Raw genomic sequence first — 23,733 nt, forward strand, 5'->3', positions numbered from 1 at the left:
GGGTGGGCCGGTCGGTTCAGACGGCGAAGAGCAGGGCGGCGCAGACCAGGACGGTGACCGCGGTGGCGAAGTGGATGCCGAACGCGGCGGCCTTGGTCCCGCCGTTCCTGAGCACTATCAGGGTGTCGCCGAGCGGGGCCAGCGCGACGGCCAGCATGTACCAGCCTTCGGCATGGGCGCCCGCGAAGGCCAGCAGGACCAGGCCGATGACGCCGAAGGTGGCGTCCCGTACCCCCTTGATCGCGAGGTAGGCCGGGTCGCCGTCCGCCTTGGCGGGTACGCCGTAGCCGACGGCGGCGGGGTGGGGCTGGAACAGGAAGCGGGCCCCGATGAAAAGGATCATGAGGTCGAGGACGACGGCCAGGGTGTACGCGGTGACGGTCATGGCGTGGGTTCCTTCCCAAGTTTTCTAGCGCTGCTAGCGATGAGAGCGAAGCTAACATAGCGACGCCTGGAACGCTAGCGGTGCTAGAATCTTTGTCATGTCGATCCAGACGCGCCGAGAGCGCGAACGAGCGGAACGTGAGCGGCTGATCGTCAACGCCGCGCGGGAACTCGCCGAGACCGAGGGCTGGGACGCGGTCACCACCCGGCGCCTCGCCGCCGAGATCGAGTACAGCCAGCCCGTCCTCTACACCCACTTCAAGGGCAAGGACGCGATCATGGCCGCGGTCGCCGTCGAGGGCTTCGCCGACATGGCCGCCCGGCTACGCGCCGCCCGCACCGCGGCCGACGGCCCCCGCGCGGCCCTCACCGCGGTCGCCGCCGCCTACACGGACTTCGCCCGGGAACGCCCCGCCCTCTACGACGCGATGTTCACCCACGCCGTCGACCTCCCCTTCGCCACCCCGGACGCCCCCGCCGCCCTCCACGCCGCCTTCGGCGAACTCCTCCACGCCGTCCAGCCCCTCGCCGCCGACGACGACCCGGGCATCCTCACCGAAACCTTCTGGGCCGCCCTCCACGGCCTCGCCACCCTCACCCGCAGCGCCCGCCTCCCCCCGGACCTCCACGCCCACCGCCTCACCTTGCTGATCGCCCACTTCGCGGGGGAGTCGGACTGAGGCGGGACGCGGGCCCCACGCACGGCGAAGGACCCCACCGCGCACGGTGAGGCCCTTCGTGCGTCGTGCCTGGCGACGAGGTGGTGCGCTGCTACCTCGACACCGGGTGGACGCTGGGCGTGCCGGCGGGCGGGCGGCCGCCCGCGCCGTTCACCGGCTGCCCGTAGGCGACCAGCAGGTTGGTGGCCGGGACGACCACGACGCCGTCGCCGGCCCCGAGGCCGGTCAGCGGCTGGGACGGGTTCTGCTCGTCGGGCGCGTTGATGGGTGCGCCGACGGAGGTGGACCAGACGGACTTGCCGGTCGCGCCGTTGAGCGCCCACAGGTGGCCGGTCCGGGAGCCGACGTAGACGTAGCCGTTGACGACGATCGGCGCGGTGTCGAGCTGGCTGTCGCCGTTGAAGGTCCAACTGGAGGCCAGGGTGCGGCTGTCGCGTTCCTGGAGGACGCCGCTGTCGACGAAGTAGCCCCGGCGGCCGTCGAAGGCCGGGACCGGGGCCGGTCCACCGGCCGTGTACGTGCCGCGGACCGCGCCGGTTCCGGCATCGAGGACCGTGGGGGTCTTCACAGCGGCGTCTCGCACCCAGACACCGCCGTCCGCGAGTACGGGTGTACGGCCCCCACCGCCCTCGCAGTCGGTGTCGTGGTGCCAGAGCGGGCTACCGGACGCGGGGGAGAAGGCGTACGTCTGCTCGCACGCGTACGAGACGTAGACCCCCTCGGCCGTGACGGCGGGCGAGCTCTCGTCCCCGTTCATGACGGACTGCGTCCAGCGCACGGTCCCGCTCGCGGCGTCCACCGCGTACAGGGTGCCGCCCGAGCCCGCGCCGCCCGTGTACACCACACCGTCGGCGTACGTCGGCGCCGAGGTGAAGGAGTACTGCCCGGGCAGCGCGGCGGTCCAGATCTTCGCCCCGGTGGCCGGGTCGAACGCCGTCAGCACGCCGTCGCCGTTGAGGGCGTAGAGCCGCCCGCCCCCGTACGCGAGCGCCGACCACCAGTCCGTCCCAGCGAGGTTGACGGGCGCCCACGCGTTCTTACCCGTCCGCGCGTTGACGGCGTACAGCGTGGTTCCGTACCCACTCGGCGACTTGGCGGTGGCGAACACCCGCCCACCGGCCACGATCGGATACGACACGCTCCCGCCCAGATCGCGTGACCACTTCTTCGTCAGCGGCGGCGCGCCGATCAATGAATCCGCGACACTGCCGTCGTGCCGGGCGTTGGCCTGATACGCGGTCGACTCCCCGACCTGGGTCCCCTGCGCCCCGGCCGGCGCCACCAGCGCGACAACCGGCAGCGCCGCCCCCAGCAGCACGCCGACGACCTTTCGAGCGTTAACCAATGCGTTCCCCCTCACTCGGCATCACCTCGGTGATGCGCGCAGAGCGGCCCACCCCCGTCGTCCGCGGCCGCATTCGCGTCCCATGGTCGTCCAGGGCGGCCCCAAGTGCCGCCCATTTTCGAACGGTTGAGCTTTTTTGAGACATCACCCTGATCGGCGGAGTGTCAGTCCGTCCCGGGAAGCGTCCGGGGCAGGCCGAAGCGGGGGAGGACGCTCGCGCCGAAGCCGGTGACCGAGGTGATGTGGGTGTCGGTGGTGGTGACGACGAGGAGGCCGTAGGCGCGGAAGGTGCCGGTGTGGGGGTCGGCGACGTAGGTGGCGAGGGCCGGGTGGCCGTTGGCGCGGGTGGGGATCACCCGGTAGGACTGGCCGGGGCGGAGGGTGACGGCGGCGAAGAACTGGCGGGCGACGTCGATGCCGCGGAACTCCATCATCGCGGGCGGCATGGAGAGGCGGACGTCGTCGGCGAGCAGCCCCACGAGGGCCGGGAGGTCGGCGCGTTCGAGGGCGTCGGTCAGTTGGGCCACGAGGTGGCGCTCGGCCGTGGTGTCCGGCTGGCGAGGGGGCGCGCCGGTGGCGCCCGAGTCCGCCAGGTGGCTGTCGACGGTGGCCCGCGCGCGCTTGAGGGCGCTCTGCACCGACTCCTGGGTGGAGTCGAGCATCGTGGCCACCTCGGCCGCGTGGTAGCCGAGCACGTCGCGCAGGACGAGTACGGCGCGCTGCCGCGGCGGCAGCAGCTGCAGGGCCGTGATGAACGCGAGCGAGATCGCCTCGGTCGTCTCGTAGCGGGTCTCGGGGCCCGGCGCCTGGTCGACGAGGCTGTCCAGCAGTACGTCGGGGTAGGGCTCCAGCCACGGTGGGGCGTCGCTGACGCCGGTCGGCTGGGGCAGGGTCACGTCGGGGAGCGGGTCCGCGCTGCGGGGCCGCCGGCTGTCGGCGCGCAGCATGCTCAGGCAGCGGTTGGTCGCGATCTGGTACAGCCAGGTCCGCAGCGAGGACCGCCGGCCGAAGTCGCCGAGGTTACGCCAGGCGGACACAAGGGTCTCCTGGAGCGCGTCCTCGGCGTCCTGCAGTGAGCCCAGGATGCGGTAGCAGTGCACCTGCAGTTCGTGGGTGTGCACTTCGACCAGTGCGCGGAACGCCTCGTGGTCGCCCGCGCCGGCCCTGGCGATCAGGTCCGAGTTCTCCATGCATCCTCACTCTGCTTCTTTCCGCCGGGTTCCGGCCCGGGTTCCGACCGGGTTCCGACCGGGTGCCGCCGGGTGGCGACCGGGTCCCGGCGCGTTCCGACCGGGTTCCGCCGCGAGCTTTCCGCTCGTCCGTAAGTACTGACGCCGCCGGACCCGCGAATTGGGCGGTGTCCGCGCGCCCAATTCGCGGACCCGCCGGCATCTACCCCTATGGAGGCGCTCCCGATCCGGCGCGCGCCCCGGACACAGAACAGGACGACAGATCATGGGCAACTACGTTTTCTCCTTCCGCGTGCCCTCCGACTACCGGCCCGGCGCCGAGACCCCGGCCGAGTGGCAGGCCTGGTTCGGCGAGCTGGGCCCGGCCCTGGTCGACGTCGGCAACGCGGTGACCGACTACGCCTCGCTCGGCGAGGTCGGCGGCAGCGGCTCCCGGATGGTCGGCCACTCGGTGGTGTCCGCCGACGACATGGACTCCGCACTGGCGCTGGCCAAGGACTGCCCGGCGCTGCGGGTCGGCGGCGGTGTCGAGGTCGGCCCCGTGATGGAAGCCGCGGGGTCGTGAGTGACGCCATGAACCCGTCGACGGCGCCGCCGCAGGTGTCGTTCCTGGCGACCGGGCGCGGCAGGGCCACCCTGGCCCTGCTGTGCGCGGTGACGTTCCTGGACGTCATGGACGGCTCGATCGTGAACGTGGCGCTGCCGACCATCCGTACGCACCTGGGGTTCTCGGTGCAGAACCTGCAGTGGGTGGTCAGCGGCTACCTGATCACCTACGGCGGGTTCCTGCTGCTGGGCGGCCGGGCCGGGGACCTGCTGGGGCGGCGCCGGCTGCTGATCGCCGGGACCGCGCTGTTCGCGGCCTCCTCGCTGGCCTGCGGGCTGGCCGACAACCAGGGACTGCTGGTCGGCGGCCGGTTCGCCCAGGGCTTCGGGGCGGCGATGATGTCCCCGGCCGCGCTGTCCATCCTGACCACCACCTTCCAGGGCTCGGACCGGCACAAGGCGCTGGGCGCGTGGGCCGGGATCAGCGGGCTGGCCTCGGCGGTCGGGGTGTTCTTCGGCGGGGTGCTCACCGAGGACCTCGGCTGGCGGTGGGTGTTCTTCGTGAACCTCCCGATCGCCGCGCTGGTGCTCTTCGGGGCCTTCCGGATCCTGAGGGCCGACCACGGCCGGTCCGCGCCGGGCGGTTTCGACGCGGTCGGCGCGGTGCTGGTCACCGCCGCCATGCTGCTGCTGATCTTCACCCTGGTGAAGGCGCCGGACGAGGGCTGGGGCGCGGGCCGTACCCTCGGCGGGCTGGCCGCCTCGGCGGCGCTGATGGCCGCGTTCCTGGTCAACGAGCAGCGCCGCGCCCATCCGCTCGTCCCGCTGTCGATCTTCCGGATCAAGGGCCTGGCCGCGGCCGACGCCACCCAGGTGATCGCCTGGGCCGGGTTCTACTCGATGTTCTTCTTCGTCACCTTGTACATGCAGAACGTCCTGGGCTACTCCCAGCTGCGGACCGGAATCGCGTATCTGCCGGTGACCTTCGGCATCGGGTTCGGCTCGACCCTGGCGACGAAGATGTTCGTGCGGACGGGGACCCGGCCGGTCATCACCGGTGGCTCGCTACTGGCCGCCGGCGGCATCTTCTGGCTGTCCCGTATCCCGGTGGACGGCACCTATCTCGGCAACCTGCTCGCCCCGCTGGTGCTCATGGGGGCCGGGCTGGGGCTGCTGTACGCCGGTGTGCAGACGGCCGCCAACGCGGGCGTACCGGAGGACCAGGCCGGACTGGCCGCGGCCCTGATCACCGCCTCCTTCCAGCTCGGTTCGGCGCTCGGCCTGGCGGTGTTCAGCGGAATCGCGACCAGCCGCACCCACCACCTGCTCGCCGCCCACACCCCACCCCCGGAGGCACTCACCGCCGGATTCCAACGCGCCCTGCTCGTCAGCGCCTTCTGCCTCGTGGCAGCCGGAGCCATCGCGCTGCGCGCCTCCAACACCCGCGGCGACCCCGCCCCCACCCCGGACCCCCGGCAACCGGAGCTGGTCACCGCCACCGAGCAGTGACGCCAAGCTTGTGCTCGGGCCAGCACAAGAAGGTGGCCGCCGGACCCCCGGCGGCCACCCGCCGGCCGCGCACCTGGCGCGGCCGAATGCCCGTGTCACACCTTCTTGACGACGATCGTGTCCGGGACCAGCTTCTCCAGGTCGTCGACGTCCGAGGTGAAGACGGTGACCTGGCCTTTCTGGTGCCGTGCCACGACGGCGAGCACAGCGTCGATCGCGTACTTGTGGCCGTGCAGTTTGGCGTCTGCCAGCAGCCGACGCGCTTGTCGGGCCTCGTCCTTCCCGATGTCGGCGACCTTGAGGCGGGAGAGCACCCAGTCCCAGCGCTGTGCGGTGGTCCTGCCGTCGTATGCCTCGACCAGTGTCATCGGTGACGTCACCACCTCAGCCGCACCACGGGCGGCGAGGTCGAGCCAGGCGATCATCTTCCGGTCGCCGCGTACGGCCAGGGACAGGGCTTCGCAGTCGAGCACGAAGACCCGAGGCAGCGACCGGTGCTCACCGCTCCGCTTCTTCACGCGGCCTCTCCGGCGCCGCTCGTCCGGCGGCGCTCGTGCTCGGCATCGAGATCGTGCAGCTCGTCGAGGGCCGTGGCGCGTTCGTCCTCGGTGACCGGGCCGTGCTCTTCCTCCAGCCAGCCGACGAGTTCCAGGAGCCGGTCCCGGTCATGCTTGGCGCGCAGCGCCTCGGCGACATACGCCGACAGACCGCGCTCAGCCGCCTCCGCCCGGATCTCTTCCAGCAGATCCTCGGGAATCGTCACCGTTACCTTCTTACTCGCCATACAGCAGACCATACTCGCCGTGCTTCAAGCCCGCCAGTCTGGCCAGCGTGAACGCGCCAGCGCGCCCGTCTTGTCGAAGACCCCCCTCGTCGACAAGCTGTGTACATGACACTCCTCAACGCAGGGCCGCGCCGCCGCGCATGGAAGAGAGCGCTCTCAGTGCTCCCCGTCGTCGCGGCCACGGTGGCGGCCACCGTCGTCGCGACAGTGAACTTCACGACAGCGAAAGCCGAGGCGGCGGTCCCCCCGACCCCACCCGGCTTCTCGCTCACCTGGAGCGACGACTTCAACGGCGCGTCCGGCACCGGCATCGACCAGAACCTGTGGAAGTACGACACCGGGCCGGGCAGCAACTTCGGCACCGGTGAGATCGAGACCATGACCAGCAGCACGTCGAACGTCTACTACGACGGCCAGGGCCACCTGGTGCTGCAGGCCAACCACTCCGGTTCCGACCCGCGGAGCGGCTGGACGTCCGGGCGCGTGGAGACCCAGGCGGCGACCTTCGGCGCCCCGGCGGGCGGCGTCGTACGCATCGAGTCCGTCCTCCAGCAGCCCAACGTCAACACCGCCAACGGGGCGGGCTACTGGCCCGCGTTCTGGATGCTCGGCGCGCCGCTGCGCAGCGGCGTGACGTGGCCGAAGTCCGGCGAGATCGACATCATGGAGGACATCAACGGCCGCAGCTCCGACTTCAGCACCATCCACTGCGGCGTGAGCCCGGGCGGCCCGTGCAACGAGTCGACCGGCATCGGCTCGGGCGAGCGCGGCTGTTCGGGCTGCCAGACCGGCTTCCACGACTACGCGGCGGAGATCGACCGCTCGGTGTCGCCCGAGCAGATCCGCTTCTACCTCGACGGGAACAACTTCTTCACCGTCAACGCCAACCAGGTCGACGCCACGACCTGGTCCGACGCGATCGACCACCCGTTCTTCATCATCTACGACCTGGCGATGGGCGGCGGCTTCCCCGACGCGTTCGGCGGCGGCCCCAACTCGGCCACGGCCTCCGGCGGCAAGCTGGTCATCGACTCGGTGGCCGTCTACAACAAGGCGCCCGGTGGCGGCGGTGGCGGTGGCGGCGGCGGCGGTTCGGTGAGCGGCCAGACGATCACCGGGCCCGGCGGCAAGTGCGTGGACGTCGCCGGCGACGACACCGGCGGCGACGGCACCGCCGTCCAGCTGTGGGACTGCCAGTCCGGCGCCAAGGACCAGCACTGGACCTGGAACGGCCAGACCTTCCAGACCCTCGGCAAGTGCCTGGACATCGCGGGCGGCAACAGCGCGGCCGGTACGCAACTGCAGCTCGCCACCTGCAACAGCGGCGGCTACCAGTCCTGGGTGCGGCAGACCGACGGCTCGCTGCGCAACCCCACCAGCGGCCGCTGCGTCGACTCCCCTTCGGGCGGCACCGCCAACGGCACCCGCCTCCAGATCTGGGACTGCAACGGCTCCGGCGCCCAGAAGTTCGCCATCGGCACCCCCATCTACGGCCCCGGCGGCAAGTGCGTGGACGTCGCCGGTGACGACAACGGCGGCGACGGCACCGCCGTCCAGCTCTGGGACTGCCAGCAGGCCACCTCCCTCGACCAGAAGTGGACCTGGAACGGTCAGACCCTCCAGACCCTCGGCAAGTGCCTCGACATCGCGGGCGGCGTCAACGCCGCGGGCACCAAACTCCAGTTGGCCACCTGCAACGGCGGCGGCTACCAGAACTGGGTCCCCGACGCCGACGGTTCGATGTCCAACCCCACCACGGGCCGCTGCATCGACTCCCCCTCCGGTGCCACCGCGAACGGCACCCGCCTCCAGATCTGGGACTGCAACGGCTCCGGCGCCCAGAAGTTCGGCCTGGCGTGAGCGCGTGAACTGAGCCCAGGCACGCGGAACAGGGCCCCACCGGCACGGGACGGTGGGGCCTTCCGTACGCCGACGGTTGTTCTTGAACGGTCGCTCATGTATTTTCCTCCTCGTGCCGAGACCCCGCGAGTTCGAACCCGACACCGTGCTGAACCAGGCCATGCTGCGGTTCTGGGAGCGCGGCTATCGCGCCACCTCGATCGAGGATCTCGTGAAGGCGACCGGGGTGAAGCCCGGCAGCATCTACAGTGCCTTCCCCGGCGGCAAGCGCGCCCTGTTCCTGAAGTCGCTGGAGCGCTACTCCAAGCTGGTCGTACCGCAGAAACTCGGCGAACTGGAGTCGCCTGGCGCCTCGTTGGCCGAGCTGCGCGGCTACTTCGACGGACTCGTCGCAGATCTGCTCAGCCCCGAGGGCAGGCAGGGCTGCCTGCTGGTGAACACCGCGATCGAGAACGCCGCCGAGGACGACGAGGCCGCGGCCGTGGTGCGCGGCCACCTGGCCCGGCTGGAACGGTGCATGACCAGGGCGCTGCGGAACGCCCGCGGCCGGGGTGAGGTGCGGGCGTCGGTGGATCCGGGCGGCAGCGCCAAACTGCTGGTCGCCACCTGCCAGGGCCTGATGGTGGTGGGCAAGGCGCACCCGGACGAGGCCGCGTTGCGCGCGATCGCGGACAACGCGTTCGCCGCTCTCGTCTGACGCGCCGCTCCCGCCGCTCTCGCCGCTCTCGCCTGGCGGGCATACGGGCCACCGTGACGGTGGCCTTTTTTCCGGCCCAATAGTTGAATCATCGCTCAAGAATGGAGTGCGCTCATGAAGGCCATCGTCATCTCCGGCTACGGCGGTCCCGAGGTGCTGACCGTCACCGAACTGCCCGACCCCGTGCCCGCCGCAGGCGAGGTGCTGATCAGGGTCAAGGCGTTCGGCCTCAACCACGCCGAGGCGTACATGCGCGCCGGTGCCTGGGGCGAGGTCGCGGCCGTCACCGGGATCGAGTGCGCCGGGGTGGTCGAGTCCGACCCCGCCGGCGCACTCCCGCCCGGCACCACCGTGGTGGCGATCCTCGGCGGCATGGGACGTACCCGCAACGGGAGTTACGCGGAGTTGGTGACGGTCCCCGCGACCAATGTGGTCCCGGTGCGCTCCTCCCTCGGATGGGCCGAACTGGCCGCCGTCCCCGAGGTGTACGCGACGGCGTGGAGCGGCCTGTTCGGCAACCTGGACCTGCGTACCGGTGAGACGGTCCTCGTACGCGGCGCGACCTCCGCGCTCGGTCAGGCCGCCGTCAGCCTCGCCGCCGACCACGGCGCCCGGGTCCTCGCCACCACCCGCACCCCGGCTCACGCGCCCCTGCTCAAGGAACTCGGCGCCGATGACGTCCTCGTCGACGACGGTCTCCTCGCCCCGCAGGTCAGGGCACGGGACATCACCGTGGACGCCGTCCTCGACATCGTCGGCAACAGCGTCCTCCGCGACTCCCTGGCCACGGTCCGCCCGCGCGGCCGCGTCTGCCAGATCGGCTTCCTCGGCGGCTTCGACCCCGTACCCGACTTCGACCCCCTCGCCGACCTCCCCACCGGAGTCCAACTCAGCTTCTTCGCCAGCGCCTTCGTCCTCGGCAGCCCCGCCTTCCCACTCACCGGCATCCCCCTGGACCAGATCTACGCCAAGGTCGAGGCGGGCACCCTCCGATCCGGCCCGGTCCGGGTCTTCCGCTTCGACGAGATCGTCGAGGCCCACCGCGTGATGGAGTCCGGCCAGGCACTGGGCAAGATGACCGTCACCGTGGACTGACGCGTGGTGTCTCGGCCGGCGTCAGGGCCGTAAGTGCGCCGTAGGAGAGGTGCGCACCACGGATATGGTGCGCATCACATGGAACTCATGGGCGGCCGCTCGGCAGAGTCAGGCATGGAGCCACTATTCCGGGCCCGCCTACGAGCGGGCGACGAGGACTCCTTCAGGGTTCTCTTCCGCGAGTACGGCCGGGCCGTCTACAACCACTGTTTCCGCCTGACCGGGGACTGGTCGGTCGCCGAGGACTGCGTCTCGCTGGTGTACCTCGAGGTCTGGCGGATGCGGGAGAAGGTCGAACCGCACGGCGGAAGCCTGCTGCCGTGGCTGCTCGGCATCGCCACCCACGTGGTGCACCACCGCCGACGCACCGCCCGGCGCCACCGGGCCCTGATGGAGCGCATGCCCCCACCCGCCCCGCTCCCCGACTTCGCCGACGAGGTCGTCGGCCGGCTGGCGGACCAGGAGCGGATCGCCGCGGTACGCAAGACGTTGGACCAGTTGTCCCGCCCCGACCGCGAGGTACTGGCCCTGTGCGTATGGGCCGGTCTCGACTACGCCGCGACAGCCGAGGCCCTCGGCATACCGGTCGGCACCGTGCGCTCCCGCCTCTCCCGGGCGCGCCGCCGGCTGGAGAAGCTGGCCCAGCAGAATCTCCGGCCGGACAGGGAACCCACGGCCGCGGCGCGGCAGCAAACAGGTGACCGCCACGAGGCGGTCCGGCCGAGCACGGGAAACGGAAGGGGACCGCGATGAGTCGGGAAGAGCACCAGGACAGCGACGTGCAGGAACTGCGCCGACTGCTGGCCGTACCGGCGGAGCGGGACTTTCCCGCCGGCCGGAGGATCCAGCGTGAGGAGCACCTGATGCGCGGTGTGCGGACAATGAACGAACAACCCACCACCACCAACACCACTAGCGGCCGCCGACGCCGTATCCGCAAGCGGTTCGCCTGGAGCCTGGCCGCGGCGGCCGTCGCCGCGGGCGCGGCCCTGGTCCTGCCCAACGGCACCCAGACGCCCGCCTACGCGGTCGAGAAGAACCCCGACGGCACCCTCACCGTCTCCCTTCGCGACCTCAACTGGTCCGGCGACCCTCACCACTTCGACCGCCTGGCCGCCAAGATCCGCGCCGCGGGCTTCACCGCCGTCATCGAGAAGATCCCCTCCGGCGAGTCCTGCCAGCCCCACCGGGGAATCCCTCTGCCCCAACAGAAATACGGCCACGGCAGGTGGGACTACCGCTACGTCATGACCCACGCCGACACCTACCTGGTCGAAGACCACCTCCCCGACGGCCACTCCGCCCACTTCTTCCACGAAGCCTTCATCAAGGGCCCCACAAAGCCCTGCCACCCCTGAACCCGACTGACGGCGCAGGCCACGACCGCAGCGTCACCGTACGGCGCTGCGGTCGTGATCCGACGAGGAACTGGCCCGCCATTCCAGCGCCTCGGGCTCTTCCGTGAACTCCACCAGGTGCTGGCCCGCATAGCACTGCAGTGCGTCTCGCACGTCGCTCGGGGTGATGTAGAAGAACTCCTTGCGGCCGTTGACCCTGTTGACCCTTCGCGAGGCGAACGCCTGGTGGAGCTGCGCTTCGAGGCCGACGGCATCCTTGCTGAAGATCAGCGCGTGCACATCGAACCGGAAGGGCACCGAGGCGCCGCTGAGTTCTTGCACGCGTTCCAGAGGTTCGAGCCGCCGGGTCAGGCCGATCTTGACCATCCGGTCCCCGAACGCACCGATATTGGAGATGACGTAGACGTATCCGGTCCGGATGTTGGCGGCTCTGCTCTCCACATCACGCAGCGCGGCTTCGATCTCGGCCAGCTTGGCTTCCATCTCAAGGACGGCCGCCTGGTCGCCGCGCTCCAGGAGGCGCTCGAGAGCGGCCGCGTAGTGCCCTTGTTCCTTGCGCAGCTTCTCCCGTTCGCGATCCAGTTCGCGCTGTACTGCTGCCTCTTCCTTCTCCCGGGCACGCAACTCCCGCTGGGCCTCCTTCTCCTCGTCCTTCTTCTGCAGGAAGTCCGAGGTGAGTTCCAGCTCCCGTACCCGAGCGCTGTGGTAGCCGTCCGAGATGCGGATGTGCATCGTCGCGCCGAGCTTCGCGATGGTTTCGCGGCTCTTGTAGAGCCGGTCGATCAGCGAGTTCAGGCGGTGCGGACGCATGCTCCGTACGGCGTAGTCCGCCTCCGCGTTGTAGGCGCGCAGCATGAGCTTGGAGAAGTCGCGGACCATCTTCTGGCCCTCACGCTTGGAACCGTTGACGGTCCAGTCGGTAGCGGCGAGGACCGCCTGATGGGTGCGCGCCAGGTTCTTGATCTCGGCCTGCAAGGAGTCGAGGCGGCTGCGGTAGGCGATCGCGTCGTGCAACTGGTGCCGATAGGAGTAGATGCCCACTTCCTGGAGCAGCGCTGTCTCATCCGTCGTGACGATCCTGGCCTGCGTCGCGGCAAGGTGCGTTTGCGCCTCGAACGTCTCTCGTCGGAATCTCTCCGCGTCCTTCTGGAGCCGCTGGGTCTCCTTCGCCGTCTTGCGAGCGTCGTCCAGGATCTCGTTGGCGACGTCCCGGGCGTCGTTGCGAATGCCCTCGGCTTCTCTCTCGGACTGAGCCCTCAAGGCCGCTGCCTCGGAGCGCACTTGGTGGATGAGCCCAGCGATCTGCTCCGCGTTCGAGCCCTGCGTCCTGGCGATCCACGCACGTAACTCGGACGCCTCGGAGGGTTCGTCGCGCCGACGACGACCGAACATCCCGCCTCGCTGCGGCGGTGGTGCCGCCGACGCCCTACTCTGCCCGGCCCCCCTACCCACATCACCGCTCTCCGGCCCGAGATCTTCTGCCGCGCCCACGTCCGTGCGAGCCCACGAAGGGCTTCTGTTCTCCCGCGTGAAAGGTCGATCCATGGCCAGTCCCCCCAGCTTCGCTGCGCACGGATGCGCTCGCTCGGTGACTTCCGCTGCGGCGGACTCACCGTGATCCGCTCTGTGCGGAGAGACACATCGTGGCGAATCACCCCACCTCAAGAAGGGACAAGTCCCATCATTGTGACCTTGTTGTGATTGGCGAGACGTCACTCAGCGAGGGGACAGGGGGTGTTCGCTGGGCGACTCAGTGCTCGCAGAGGGAGAACTCCCGCTCGTAGAGCTGCTCGTTGTGTTCGTCGACGAAAAACTTCCGTTCCCGCATGAGCTCTTCGCGGTACTCCTTGGCCTGCTCCAGCGTCATGGTCGAGGTGTCGGACCACGGCTGCTGCGGGGGCACATCGGAGGTCGAGACGAGGGTGGTCGACGGGTCGACCAGGAAGAACGCGAGGATCTTGCGGTGTCCCGGGCGGGCGGGGTCCGCGAGGCGGAACGAACCGACGCGGTGCTGCAGGATGTTGGGGAACGCCAGGCAGCGGCCCGCGGGGGTCGACGCCGATCCCAGCATCTGGTTCAGCGCATCCTCGTTCTCCAGGCCGTAGACCTCCCGCATACCGGGGTCGTCGTTCTGCTCGTACTCCGGGTCGTCGAGGGCGGCCCGGAAGCTCAACTGGCTCTCGGTGATGTTCTCGCTGTCCCAGTAGTAGATGCCGGTCGAGACGATCCGCTCGTTCATCATCCCCTCGACATGCCAGGAACCACCGGGGTACTCGGGCCTGTCCGGGGTGAGATGAATGGTGGCGAGCTTGACGATGACCTGGAGACGGCGGCCGCGCAGGTCGACCCGGGCGGCGTTGTCGGGCGGCTCGGGCGGGGTGAAGGCCGGGGCGTCCGGAATGACCGGGTGGCGGTTCTCCCACCAGTCGTCCAGCGCCTCGTCGAATGCCGTGCGGGCCGCCGTGTAGGCCGCGTCGTCGCTGTAGTCCGACTTATTCGGGTACTGGGGTTCCGAGTCGTACCAGCCGTAAGGGTCGGCCGTGATGCGCGCCGGCCGCGGATGGCGCAGATCGGTGAGGACCCTCTCCCACAGCGGGCGCATGCGCGCGAACAAGTCCGGGAGTACGGAGGCCAGTTCGCGATGCGTCTGCGGGTGGACGTTGTTGATGTACGAACGGAAGGCGACATCGCCGCCCTCACTGACGTCGACGTCAGTGGGCAGCCACTGGAACTTCTCCGAGAACTCGTACCTCGAAAAGCGGTCCGTCGGGTTCAGCCAAGCCCGCTCGGGCTCACCGCTCACCCCCTTCACCAGGCAGAACAGCGAAGGATGCACCAGATCCAGCACCTGGCCGTCCGACCCCGGATGCCAGTCCAGCTCCGCTTCCGGGACCTCTTCCAATACCCGCACCGCGTCCCGCAGCCGCGATCCCAGCTCGCCGTCGACCAGCGTGTCGGACTGCCACACCCCGTCGACGGCCGACACCTCGATGCCGGTCCGTGCGTCCCGCAGCGCCGCGTAGTGCGCGAGTTCGGCCATCACGTACCCCACCTGCGCCTCGGTGAGGCCCTGTTCGACCGCCTCTCGCGTCCACCTGGCGACGATCCCGGCATCGTTCCTCTTCTCGAACCACCCCGGCTTCGACCGAATATGGGCGCTGCACCGCATCATCTGGAGTTCCCGCAGCGTTCTGGGCGCTGCGTACGTTATGGAACGCGAAGCATGAAAGGGCAGCGGAAAAGCAGTCAGGCCGGTCAACTCTCTTGTGCCTCTCAGTCGGTGTGCGGTGCCGGGAACCCTACTTCAAGGCACTGACACCGCGCGGCGTGGGCAGCTCGGCCCCCTCGCCGGGTGCCGACTCTTGTGCGCCCACAGCCAACTCCACGGCGGACCCGTCAGCCCACAATGTTCCTCAGATCAGCGAGGAAAGGAGAGGCGATGGAAACGCTGTACGACACTGCAACTGTGCCCCCGCTCGACCGTTACGATTACTACCAGGCGGGTTCTGCCACCGAATTGGCACCGGTCACGGTCACGGTTCCGGTCCACTGCCGCCCGCCCGGCCAACTGCGCGCGGCGATGCTGGTCGCGGAAATCGGTGACTTCGCACTCGAAGCGCACACCTTCGCCGCGGACCGCGAAGTCTCGGTGCGACGCACCGATCGTCTGATCCGCGCCAGTGATCCCGAGTGCTATCGATTGGTCACAGCCCTCACCCCCGGGATACGCGTCCAACATGCGGGCCACACGGCGGATTTACGTGCTCGGGACATCGCCCTGTACGACACGTCGCAGCCCTGGGAGACGACGAATCCGACAAGTCTCGTCCAGACGATCATGCTGACATTTCCGCGGGCCCTGGTGCCTGTCGGTTACTCCACCGTCCGTCCGCTCGTCGGCAGCATCACGCCCAAAGGCGTACCGGGACGCAGTCTGTTCGCGCAGTTCCTGATCGGGCTGACCGAGCCGGCCGCCATCGAGGTCCCCAGCCTGCCGGAAGTCCTGCGTGAATGCGTGGTGGGGCTGATTCGCCAGAGACTCGATGAGCGGGCGGGGATCACTCCGCACACACTCCGCCTGCTGCAACGCACCAGCATCCACGCCATCATTCGCCGAAATCTCGCCGATCCCACCCTCGACCCGGAGGGAATCGCCAGAGCGGCCCATATCTCGACCCGCTACCTCTACGCGATATTCCAGGACGCCGAGCTCACCCCCATGCAGTTGCTCAAGAACCTGCGCCTCCACGAAGCCCACCGTCAACTCCAGGACCCCGCCCTGTCCGACGCCCCCATCAACACCATCATGTCGGCCGTGGGTTACGTCCGCCCGGACCAATTCGCCCGCGACTTCCACCAACTGTTCGGCGCCTCCCCCCAATCCCACCGCCACCTCTCCACCCCCCGGCCCACACCATGACCGCCCCGTTACCTCCCGAAGGTCCCCCGCAGGCACCGAGAGGCGTTCTGCTCACCCTGGCCGCCTCCGCCGAGACCGTCGCCCTGCTGTGCAACAGCCCGAAGATCCGGACGACCGCCGCCGTGTCCGCGCTCTTCCTCCGCTACGTCCTGGACTGGCGCCCCAAGCTGCGGCTCCTCCTACGGGCCGGCCGCCTGCGTCTCCAGGGAGCAGCACCGAGCCTCCCCTGCCGGGAAGGGGCCCCTCCGCGTGCCTCAGACCTGGCCGTAGAGGGTTGCCAGCCCAATCAGCCGGATGTTCGGGTCGGCTGCTGCTGCAGCGTGTGCCTTGTCGTTGAAGCCGGCACCGCTGAAGCACAGGAGCTGCGTGCTGGTGGTGTCGTAGCGGCCGGACGCAGTGATGAGGTCACGAATATGTCGGAGACGTTCGATGTGAGCGGCGCCCATGGTGTCGTTCCACTTGGCTTCTCCGATGGCCAGGAGCGGCGGCTTGGCACCGTCTGCGATTCCGATCACTGCCACGTCGACCTCATGACCGGTGCGGGACTTGGGGTCATGGACTACGCCTTGTCCGACGCGGGCGGCCAGACCACCCAGAAGCTCGGAATCGGCGTGGTGCAGCGCCCAGTCGCGGCAGACCTGCTCGAAGTGCGGCCCAAGAACGTTGCTGACGAAGCGGCGATGGCTGGCCTGCCAGACGCGATGTGCACTGCCGGGGCGTTCGAGTTGGTCCCAGACCGGTCGCATGATCGCGTGGTAGAAGCCGATCAGCGGTTCGGAGATGCGGTAGGTGGGCCGGTTGTCGCGGAAGACGTCGGCGTCCCGGTGGAGCAGACCTGCGTCTTCGAGGACATTGATGGGGTGCGCGATGTCGGTGGCCTTGCGTTCCAGGTAGCTGGCCATACCCCCGCGGGTGGCGTTGCCGTCGGCGACGGCGGCAAGGACGGACAGGTACAGGGCGGTATCGCGAAGGTCGGGTTCTTCGGCCAGCAGGTAGCGGGCCTCGCGGAAAAGGGGGGTTTCGGGATTGAGGACGGTGCGGACGACCCAGTCGTCGAAGTCGTCCGGACTCTTCGGAGAGTCCCCTCGTGCGAATTCGCGCCGGTAGGCAGGGGTGCCGCCCACGATCGCGTTCACCTTCATGGCCAGGTGGGGGTCGGTGATGCCCCAGAACTCGGCGGCGAGGCGGTGGTCGAGAGGGCGGACGACCAGCTCCAGCCCAGCTCGTCCCCGCAGTGGGGCGTTGCCCGACAGCAGTCGACCCATGAAGGACAGGGCTGAACCGCACAGAAGCAGCCGGGTACGGGAGCCGGTGCGCTGCTCACGCAGAGGCCGCAGCGCCTCCTGGATGATCGAGGGCAGCTCCGGGTTGACTTTGGCGAGGTACGGGAATTCGTCGATCACCACAGGGACCGGTCGCTCGGTGCCCAGCGCGAGCAGCGCGTCGACTGCCTCCGACCAGTTGGCGAAGTGGAACGGGCTGGCTGGGCGGACGTGAGCGCTCAGAGCTGTGCTGATCCGCCGTAGCGACTCGGCGTCGGCCGCCTCGGTCGCGCCGAAATAGAACCCTCCGGCTGCACGGCAGGCAGCATCCAGTAGGAACGTCTTGCCCTGGCGGCGGCGCCCGGAGACCACACCCAGCGTCGCCCCTGGTTGAGGATCGGTGATGAACCGGCTCAGCGCTGACCACTCGTAGTCGCGGTCGAACATCTCGGCAGGCTTGTCCACTAGCCCTCCTATATAGAAGTACACTTCCATAAAACATACCCCTACTTCCCTGCGCTACTGCCCCGGCTCGCCCGCCACGCCATACGCCACAACAGCAGACGTGCGCATTTGGGGGGCATCGCGCAGGCGACGGTGGAGTCGGTTGTCCCGCTGGGGGCGCTGAAACTGGTGAGCCTTCCAGCTGGGCTTGGTCTGTCAGCTGGAGACCGACGCGATGACGGCGTCGAGGTCCATGGCCAGGTCGACCAGGAGACCCGTCTCCTGCCAGGAGTCCTCCCGGGTGGCGCCCGACCCGATGGTGAAGCGGCTGCGGCTCACGGCGAGTTCTGTCAGCTGCGCCCCGGCCCGGACGACCGTCTGGCCGCTGTCCTCCTTCACGGTGAACTGCCGTACGAGGCGGATGCGACGCACCGTGCCCGCCAGCAGGGTCTTGGGGTTGTGCGCGGAGGTGTGCCAGGTCGCGGAGAGCATTCCGCGAAGTCCGTCGGTGATCTCGGGTTCGGCAACGCTCGCCGATGCCGCCGCCGTCACCGGGGAGCCGGGAGGGAGGAGCGCCTGGGCAGGAACAGACATCTCGTCCTCGTAGAGGAAATGGAGGCACCAGCGAACCTCCGTCCCGACAGAGAACGGCTCGCCGCAGCAGTACATCTCCCAGTCGGCGACAAAAACGGGCAGCGAATGCATGAGCTGATTGTGTCGGCACAACGGCCAGGCCGACGCCGAGGGGTCCCGCTGCGGACAGCCCGGCCCTTCGCTCTCAAAACCTGGCCTGAGCGACTCGCTCATCGGCCTGGCGGCCGGACGGGAGTGTCATGGCATGCCCACCGATGCGGCGGCACGCAGAGCGTCCAGGGTGTGGGCGACGACGGCGGCGAGCTGGGGGTCGTGGGCGGCGTGCGGGGTCTGGAGAACACGCGGGTCGAGCACCGGGGTCGGGGCGGGCACCGGATATGCCCGGACCGCGCGCAGGATCGCCGCCAGATGGTCCTCGGCACCGTGGGAGTGGTAGCCGACGACCAGGCCGAGGGCCGGTTTGCCGGCGAGCGGGCTGGCGTAGCGCGGGCGGGAGAGCCAGTCCAGGGCGTTCTTCAGGGCGGCCGAGACGCTGGCGTTGTTGACCGGACTGAGGACCAGCACGCTGTCGGCGGAGGCGACCTGTGCCCGCAGTTCGGCCACGGCGGCCGGTACGGGGTCGGTGTCCAGGTCCTCGTTGAACAGCGGCAGCCGGGCAAGACCGGCGGCGAGCGCGACCTCGTATCCCGAACGGCTTCGGGCCAGGGCGGCCTCGGCGATCCGGCCGGTCACCGAACCGGTGCGCAGGCTCCCGGACAGCACCAGCGTGCGGTGGTGGCGGGCGGAGGAGAACGACATGGCAGTGGGCTCCAGGAAGGCGGGGGGGAGGGGGCGGTCACTGGAACGACGCGTCGGCATCCGCGATGGCGTCCAGGGTGCGGAGGGCTCGCGCGGGGAGGTCGAGGGCGCCGGCGGCGATGTTCTGGGTGAGGTGGGGACGCCGGGAGGTGCCGGGGATGAGCAGGATGGTGGGCGAGCGGTGCAGCAGCCAGGCCAGGGCGATCTGGCGCGGTGTGGCGCCCAGCTCGGTGGCGACCTGCTCCAGCGCCTGGGCCTGGAGCGGGCGGAAGCCGCCGAGCGGCCAGAACGGGACGAAGGCGATGCCCTGTTCGGCGCACCAGTCCACCAGGGCGTCGTCCTGGCGGTGGGCGATGTTGTAGTGGTTCTGCACCGCGACCACCGGCGCGATCCGACGGGCCGCCCGGACCTGCTCCGCGCTGACGTTGCTGACGCCCAGGTCGCGGATCAGGCCCTGCTCGCGCAGTTCGGCCAGGACCGAGAACGGCTCGACGACGTCCCGCGCCGCCAGGGTGTCGGTCATGCGCAGGTTCACCAGGTCCAGGGTCTCCAGGCCCAGGTGCTCCAGGTTGTCGTGGACGGCCCGCACCAGCTCGGAGCGGGACAGGGCGGCGGGCCAGCCGCGGTCGGGGGTGCGGCGGGCGCCGACCTTGGTGGCGATGCGCAGGCCGTCGCGGTAGGGGTGCAGGGCCTCCCGGATCAGGCCGTTGACCAGGTGCGGGCCGTAGTAGTCGCTGGTGTCCAGGTGGGTGATCCCGGCGTCCGCTACGGCGCGCAGCACAGCCAGCGCCTCGTCGCGGTCGCGCGGCGGGCCGTAGGCCATCGGCCCGGCCAATTGCAGGGCGCCGTAGCCGACGCGGCTCACGGTCAGGGTCTCGGACAGGCGGAGGGCTCCGCCGGGAAGGACGGTGTCGGCGCTCATCGCGCACTCCTTGGTCGGAAGAGGGAAGAGGGTGGGGAGCTCTGGTGCCGCGCTGGTGAGTCCGGAACGACGCAGCGGAGCATGACCCCACTGTCGTCCCGCCCCCTCATCACCACCCAGGAGTTCGACTGAGCGGTGCCCAAACCTCCATCTATGAGGCGTACAGGCGACTATCCTTCCCTCATGGATCAGATCGACCGCCGAATCGTCCAGTGCCTGCTGCTCGACGCACGGGCCCCGTTCCGGCGGATCGCCGAGGTGGCCGAGGTCTCCGAGCAGACCGTGGCGCGCCGCTACCGCGCCCTGGTCGCCGATGGCGCGGTCCGCGTCCGCGCGCTGCCGGGGCGTGGCGGCTCACGTGAGCAGACCTGGTTCGTCCGGGTCCAGTGCCGTCCCGACGCCGCCGACGCACTGGCCGAGGCCCTGGCCGCACGGGAGGACACCTCTTACGTCAGCGTCACCTCCGGCGGCTCCGAGATCGTCTGCCAGACCCGGAGCGACCCGGCGCACCCGCACGGCTCCGTCCTGCACCGGCTGCCGCGCACCGCCCGGGTCCTCGGCTTCCACGCCTACGCCGTGCTCCATGTGCACCTGGGCGCCGAGGCCAAGTGGCGGGCGTTCGACGAACCCCTCACCCCCGCCGCCCGCGCGGTCCTGCACGACGCGCGCACCTCACCCAGGGACGCCCGCGCGGCGGCGCTCGGCGAGGCGGACGCCCCGCTGCTGGTGGAGCTGGCCCGGGACGGGCGAACCGGGGTGGTGGACCTGGCCCGCGCCACCGGCTGGTCCAAGGCCCGGGTCTCCGCACGCCTGGAGGAGCTGCTCGACGGTCAGGCGCTGCGCCTGGCCGTCGACCTCGCCTACGCCCGCTTCGGCTTCCACACGACCGCCTACCTGTGGCTGACCGTCAACCCCGGTCGGCTCAGGGAGACCGGGGACACCCTGTCCCGCCACCCGGAGACCACCTTCGCCGCCGCGGTCACCGGCTCGGCGAGCCTCCTGGTCACCGTCACCTGCCGGACCATGGACGACCTCTACACCTACGTCACCGACCGGATCGGCGTCCTGCCCGCCGTCACCCTCGTCGACGTGGTGCCGGTGCTGCACCGGCTCAAGCAGGCCGGCACCCGCCTCCACCAGGGCCGCCTGACCCCGACCTGACGTCAGATGCCACTGCTCTTCACCGTAGTTGCCGGGATACGGAAGCCGCCGCCTCTCCCGGACTGCCGTCCGACCTCATTGTGGGCCCGCTCGCCGCTGGTGGAAGCTGCGGGAGCGGAGGGGGAGACAATGACAATACGGGCGACAGCGAACAAGGCGGGCAGTCTGCCGAGCAAGAATGGTGCCGGCCGACGATCGCCCGGCCGGACACGGTTAGCGGGCGTGCTGCTGATCCTGCTGTCCCTGGTGTCGGCAGCGGCCTGCTACGTGACGTTCGCCTGGTGGCTGCCCTCCGACCGGGAGCGCTACCAGGACTACCGTGCGGCCGAGCAGTGCTCCCTCCGCGAAATGCGGCAGGACCGGACCGACTGCCTGAGCACCTGGCAACTCACCGTGGTGAAGACGACGGTGGACAAGCCCGCAGGGAAGGGGCACGTTGACGAGGCGACACTGACGTACCGGACATCCTGGCGGGGAACGGTGTCGTTCGGTGGTCCGGGACCGCTCCTGAAGCGGCTCAAGCCCGGCGACCAGGTCACGGCCACCGCCTGGCGGGGCGCCATCGTGGTGCTCGGCAAGGACGGCGTACGCCAGAGCACCACGGCGGCCCCCCGCGGCAAGATCCAGATGAACGCCGCGGCCGGCGTGCTCGCCGCGCTCCTCGCGGCTCAGGCCTTCGTCTTCGGCGCGGCGCGCCTTACCAGGCCCCGCGACTACGCGCCCTTCACCTGGGACCCGTACGGCAAGCAGGTGTTCTTCACCATCACCGCGATCTCCGTCGGGGTGGGCCTGACAGCGGCGCAGATCGGAATCCCGTGGTGGACCGTACCCGCCAGCGTCGTCCCCGCAGCGGTGTGCGCGACGGCGATGATCCACCACCACCTCCGCCGCAACGCCGCCGCCAGCGCCAGCGGCGTGAGCCGCACCCGTTAGCGATCAGCTGGGCCCTTCAACGTATTGCCCGGTGAGAGCAATGGCGGAGGATACGAGATTCGAACCCGTGAGGGGTTGCCCCCAACACGCCTTCCAGCGAGTCACGCGGGGGTTCGGGATGGGTCAGAGGCGTTCTGGCCTGGGCCGAAACTGCTTTCGGGTAGCCGGTGGACAGGTCCGGACGCGGCTGAATGAGACAAGAATTGAGACCAGGCGGCCACGGCTGTCTGCGCTGTGACAAAGCCACCTCCTCTCTCGATGCCGCCGTGCACAACCCTCCTTTGCGGCTGCTGCCCGGTGCGTCATGTACTGGGCGGCGAGGAGGTGCCGGCCCTCCACTCCAGCGCCTCGTTCGCCGGCCGTCACGAAACGGCTCGATAGGGACGTGACTTCCCGTTCACGTCGGAGCAGGCTGCTGGCCGGGGAGTCAGCGGCGGGAGCCGGCGGCGGGGGGCGGAAGTGGCATCGACCAGTGAAGGCCGGCCCGGTGTACCACCCGAGCGCCCTCAGGAGCCCCGGCCGGAACAACCTCAGGAACGCCCACGCGATGGCGCGGCGCACTTCCGCAGAGACCCGCTGGGCTTTCTGACCGCGGAGTTCGACGCCTCACACGACGTGTGGCGCTCCGCCTCGGGCCGGCTGTGCGTGGCCGATCCGCAGGCCGCGCGGGACGTCCTGGCCAACCGTTCGGGCGACTTCCGCGAGACCTCCGACTTCTTCCACACCCGACGCGGGGTGTTCGGGCCCAGGTCCGCGCAGGTCGAGACCGGCCGGGCGGCGCGGGCGCTGCTGCGTGCGCATCTGGACGCCCGCCGCGGCGACATCCCGGGGCTGGTGGACGGCATGCTCGCGCCCGCCAGCGCCTGGCCCGACGCGGGCAACCTGCTGATCCGCGAACTCCTGCGCGACGCCCTGCTGCACCCTGGCACCGCGCCTGAACTGACCGTGCTGCTCGACGCCGTCGTCGACCGGGCCGTGCTGGCCGGCGCCCGGCAGCGCCACAGCCCGCTGTCCCGCGCGGTGTTCCGCCGCCGCACGATGCGGGTCCTGGCGCGGGAGATCCGCCGCCGCCGGCTCGCCGACACCGAAGCCGGTGCCGGTGCCGGTGTCGCGGGCAGCGCGCCACGCGACCTGCTGGACGTCACGATCCGGTCAGGCGGACCGGCCGCGCAGCCGGCCGAACTGGCCGAGGTGTACCTGTCGTTCCTGTTCGCCACGGTCGGCTCGATCGGGTTCGTCCTCGGCTGGTGCGTGTACCTGGTCGGCACGCATCCCGGCACCGAGGGCACCGCGGCGGGCTTCACCGTACGGGAGGCGATGCGGCTCTGGCCGGTGGCGTGGATGTTCGCGCGTACGCCGGTCAGGGAGCACGAACTGCGGGGCGTGTCCGTCGCGCCGGGCGACGAGGTCGACGTGTGCTCGTACCTCGTGCACCGGCACCCCGACCACTGGGAGCGCCCCGACGAGTTCGTGCCGGAGCGGTGGGCCGTCCCCCGTCATGACCCGGCGTTCATCCCCTTCGGGCACGGCGTCCACACCTGCGCGGGTGCCACCGTGACCGTCTCGCTGCTGGAGGACCTGGTCCGGGCCATTGCCCAGGACCGGACGCTGTCCGTGTTCCCCAGCGGCGAGGCCCCGCTGCCGGGCCCCGCCCTGGCGCCTCCGCGGTTCACCGTGGAACTGGGCGGCGGCCCCGGCTCCGACTCCGACCCCGTGGGGAGGGGGTGAACGCCATGAAGAAGATCTACCGC

23 protein-coding genes are annotated in these 23,733 nt (G+C 70.0%); 12 read left to right on the forward strand and 11 right to left on the reverse strand.

Annotated elements, in window-relative coordinates; genetic code table 11:
• Window positions 1–16 precede the first annotated feature (16 nt).
• Window positions 17–385 carry a DUF4267 domain-containing protein gene (locus tag AB0M29_RS15345; protein WP_365382751.1) on the reverse strand — a complete coding sequence of 123 codons (369 nt, stop codon included), beginning with the start codon at window positions 383–385 and terminating at the stop codon, window positions 17–19.
• A 97-nt stretch (window positions 386–482) separates the two neighbouring features.
• Here AB0M29_RS15345 and AB0M29_RS15350 point away from each other — a divergent pair, with 97 nt between their 5' ends.
• Window positions 483–1,064 carry a TetR/AcrR family transcriptional regulator gene (locus AB0M29_RS15350; protein ID WP_365382752.1) on the forward strand — a complete coding sequence of 194 codons (582 nt, stop codon included), beginning with the start codon at window positions 483–485 and terminating at the stop codon, window positions 1,062–1,064.
• Between the two features lie 91 nt (window positions 1,065–1,155).
• On the opposite strand, the gene AB0M29_RS15355 is transcribed toward AB0M29_RS15350, so the two are convergent.
• Both AB0M29_RS15355 and AB0M29_RS15360 read right to left on the reverse strand, forming a co-directional pair.
• Window positions 1,156–2,409 carry a PQQ-binding-like beta-propeller repeat protein gene (locus AB0M29_RS15355; protein WP_365382753.1) on the reverse strand — a complete coding sequence of 418 codons (1,254 nt, stop codon included), beginning with the start codon at window positions 2,407–2,409 and terminating at the stop codon, window positions 1,156–1,158.
• 164 nt (window positions 2,410–2,573) lie between these two features.
• On the reverse strand, window positions 2,574–3,599 hold the full coding sequence (locus AB0M29_RS15360) for an RNA polymerase subunit sigma-70 (RefSeq protein WP_365382754.1): 1,026 nt from the start codon (window positions 3,597–3,599) through the stop codon (window positions 2,574–2,576).
• Window positions 3,600–3,864: 265 nt separating this feature from the next.
• Here AB0M29_RS15360 and AB0M29_RS15365 point away from each other — a divergent pair, with 265 nt between their 5' ends.
• Both AB0M29_RS15365 and AB0M29_RS15370 read left to right on the forward strand, forming a co-directional pair.
• Window positions 3,865–4,164 (forward strand): hypothetical protein, encoded by a 300-nt coding sequence (locus AB0M29_RS15365; protein ID WP_365382755.1) that lies wholly within the window; start codon window positions 3,865–3,867, stop codon window positions 4,162–4,164.
• Window positions 4,161–5,654 carry an MFS transporter gene (locus AB0M29_RS15370; RefSeq protein ID WP_365382756.1) on the forward strand — a complete coding sequence of 498 codons (1,494 nt, stop codon included), beginning with the start codon at window positions 4,161–4,163 and terminating at the stop codon, window positions 5,652–5,654. The genes AB0M29_RS15365 and AB0M29_RS15370 overlap by 4 nt, the downstream gene beginning before the upstream one ends.
• Window positions 5,655–5,749: 95 nt before the next feature.
• Here the strand turns inward: AB0M29_RS15370 and AB0M29_RS15375 are convergent, their stop codons facing one another.
• Together AB0M29_RS15375 and AB0M29_RS15380 are read right to left on the reverse strand one after the other, a co-directional pair.
• The gene (locus AB0M29_RS15375; RefSeq protein ID WP_365382757.1) at window positions 5,750–6,172 is read right to left on the reverse strand and encodes a PIN domain-containing protein; all 423 of its coding nucleotides are present in this window, start codon (window positions 6,170–6,172) and stop codon (window positions 5,750–5,752) included.
• Window positions 6,169–6,438, reverse strand: a complete 270-nt coding sequence (locus tag AB0M29_RS15380) for a CopG family transcriptional regulator (protein ID WP_365382758.1) — start codon at window positions 6,436–6,438, stop codon at window positions 6,169–6,171. The genes AB0M29_RS15375 and AB0M29_RS15380 overlap by 4 nt, the downstream gene beginning before the upstream one ends.
• A gap of 105 nt (window positions 6,439–6,543) precedes the next feature.
• Between AB0M29_RS15380 and AB0M29_RS15385 the strand changes: the two genes are divergently transcribed.
• From AB0M29_RS15385 to AB0M29_RS15405, 5 genes are all read left to right on the forward strand, one after another.
• The gene (locus AB0M29_RS15385; RefSeq protein WP_365382759.1) at window positions 6,544–8,298 is read left to right on the forward strand and encodes a ricin-type beta-trefoil lectin domain protein; all 1,755 of its coding nucleotides are present in this window, start codon (window positions 6,544–6,546) and stop codon (window positions 8,296–8,298) included.
• Window positions 8,299–8,410: 112 nt separating this feature from the next.
• Window positions 8,411–8,995, forward strand: a complete 585-nt coding sequence (locus tag AB0M29_RS15390; RefSeq protein ID WP_365382760.1) for a helix-turn-helix domain-containing protein — start codon at window positions 8,411–8,413, stop codon at window positions 8,993–8,995.
• A 114-nt stretch (window positions 8,996–9,109) separates the two neighbouring features.
• Window positions 9,110–10,090, forward strand: coding sequence for a zinc-binding dehydrogenase (locus AB0M29_RS15395; RefSeq protein ID WP_365382761.1), 981 nt, complete (start codon window positions 9,110–9,112; stop codon window positions 10,088–10,090).
• Between the two features lie 114 nt (window positions 10,091–10,204).
• Complete coding sequence (locus AB0M29_RS15400) at window positions 10,205–10,843, forward strand: RNA polymerase sigma factor (RefSeq protein ID WP_365382762.1); 639 nt, start codon at window positions 10,205–10,207, stop codon at window positions 10,841–10,843.
• Entirely contained in the window at window positions 10,840–11,448 is a 609-nt protein-coding gene (locus AB0M29_RS15405) for a hypothetical protein (protein WP_365382763.1), read from the forward strand. Before AB0M29_RS15400 ends, AB0M29_RS15405 begins: the two co-directional genes overlap by 4 nt.
• Before the next feature lie 33 nt (window positions 11,449–11,481).
• On the opposite strand, the gene AB0M29_RS15410 is transcribed toward AB0M29_RS15405, so the two are convergent.
• Window positions 11,482–12,840 carry a DUF4041 domain-containing protein gene (locus tag AB0M29_RS15410; RefSeq protein WP_365382764.1) on the reverse strand — a complete coding sequence of 453 codons (1,359 nt, stop codon included), beginning with the start codon at window positions 12,838–12,840 and terminating at the stop codon, window positions 11,482–11,484.
• 358 nt (window positions 12,841–13,198) lie between these two features.
• Window positions 13,199–14,707, reverse strand: a complete 1,509-nt coding sequence (locus AB0M29_RS15415; RefSeq protein ID WP_365382765.1) for a DUF4246 domain-containing protein — start codon at window positions 14,705–14,707, stop codon at window positions 13,199–13,201.
• Between the two features lie 180 nt (window positions 14,708–14,887).
• Here AB0M29_RS15415 and AB0M29_RS15420 point away from each other — a divergent pair, with 180 nt between their 5' ends.
• On the forward strand, window positions 14,888–15,868 hold the full coding sequence (locus tag AB0M29_RS15420; protein WP_365382766.1) for an AraC family transcriptional regulator: 981 nt from the start codon (window positions 14,888–14,890) through the stop codon (window positions 15,866–15,868).
• A 254-nt stretch (window positions 15,869–16,122) separates the two neighbouring features.
• Here the strand turns inward: AB0M29_RS15420 and AB0M29_RS15425 are convergent, their stop codons facing one another.
• From AB0M29_RS15425 to AB0M29_RS15440, 4 genes are all read right to left on the reverse strand, one after another.
• Window positions 16,123–17,595, reverse strand: a complete 1,473-nt coding sequence (locus AB0M29_RS15425) for an ATP-binding protein (protein ID WP_365382767.1) — start codon at window positions 17,593–17,595, stop codon at window positions 16,123–16,125.
• Window positions 17,596–17,790: 195 nt separating this feature from the next.
• Window positions 17,791–18,279 (reverse strand): DUF6578 domain-containing protein, encoded by a 489-nt coding sequence (locus AB0M29_RS15430; protein ID WP_365382768.1) that lies wholly within the window; start codon window positions 18,277–18,279, stop codon window positions 17,791–17,793.
• Between the two features lie 126 nt (window positions 18,280–18,405).
• The gene (locus tag AB0M29_RS15435; RefSeq protein ID WP_365382769.1) at window positions 18,406–18,966 is read right to left on the reverse strand and encodes an NADPH-dependent FMN reductase; all 561 of its coding nucleotides are present in this window, start codon (window positions 18,964–18,966) and stop codon (window positions 18,406–18,408) included.
• 37 nt (window positions 18,967–19,003) lie between these two features.
• A complete protein-coding gene (locus AB0M29_RS15440) occupies window positions 19,004–19,888 on the reverse strand; it encodes an oxidoreductase (RefSeq protein WP_365382770.1) in 885 nt (294 codons plus the stop codon).
• 183 nt (window positions 19,889–20,071) lie between these two features.
• Here AB0M29_RS15440 and AB0M29_RS15445 point away from each other — a divergent pair, with 183 nt between their 5' ends.
• The 3 genes from AB0M29_RS15445 (at window position 20,072) to AB0M29_RS15455 (ending at window position 23,710) form a co-directional block, all read left to right on the forward strand.
• A complete protein-coding gene (locus tag AB0M29_RS15445; protein ID WP_365382771.1) occupies window positions 20,072–21,049 on the forward strand; it encodes an AsnC family transcriptional regulator in 978 nt (325 codons plus the stop codon).
• Window positions 21,050–21,271: 222 nt separating this feature from the next.
• The gene (locus AB0M29_RS15450) at window positions 21,272–21,982 is read left to right on the forward strand and encodes a hypothetical protein (RefSeq protein ID WP_365382772.1); all 711 of its coding nucleotides are present in this window, start codon (window positions 21,272–21,274) and stop codon (window positions 21,980–21,982) included.
• A 645-nt stretch (window positions 21,983–22,627) separates the two neighbouring features.
• Complete coding sequence (locus AB0M29_RS15455) at window positions 22,628–23,710, forward strand: cytochrome P450 (protein ID WP_365382773.1); 1,083 nt, start codon at window positions 22,628–22,630, stop codon at window positions 23,708–23,710.
• Window positions 23,711–23,733: the final 23 nt, after the last annotated feature.

This window comes from Streptomyces sp. NPDC051976 (genome assembly GCF_040680795.1).
In the GTDB taxonomy this organism is placed as follows: Bacteria; Actinomycetota; Actinomycetes; order Streptomycetales; family Streptomycetaceae; genus Actinacidiphila.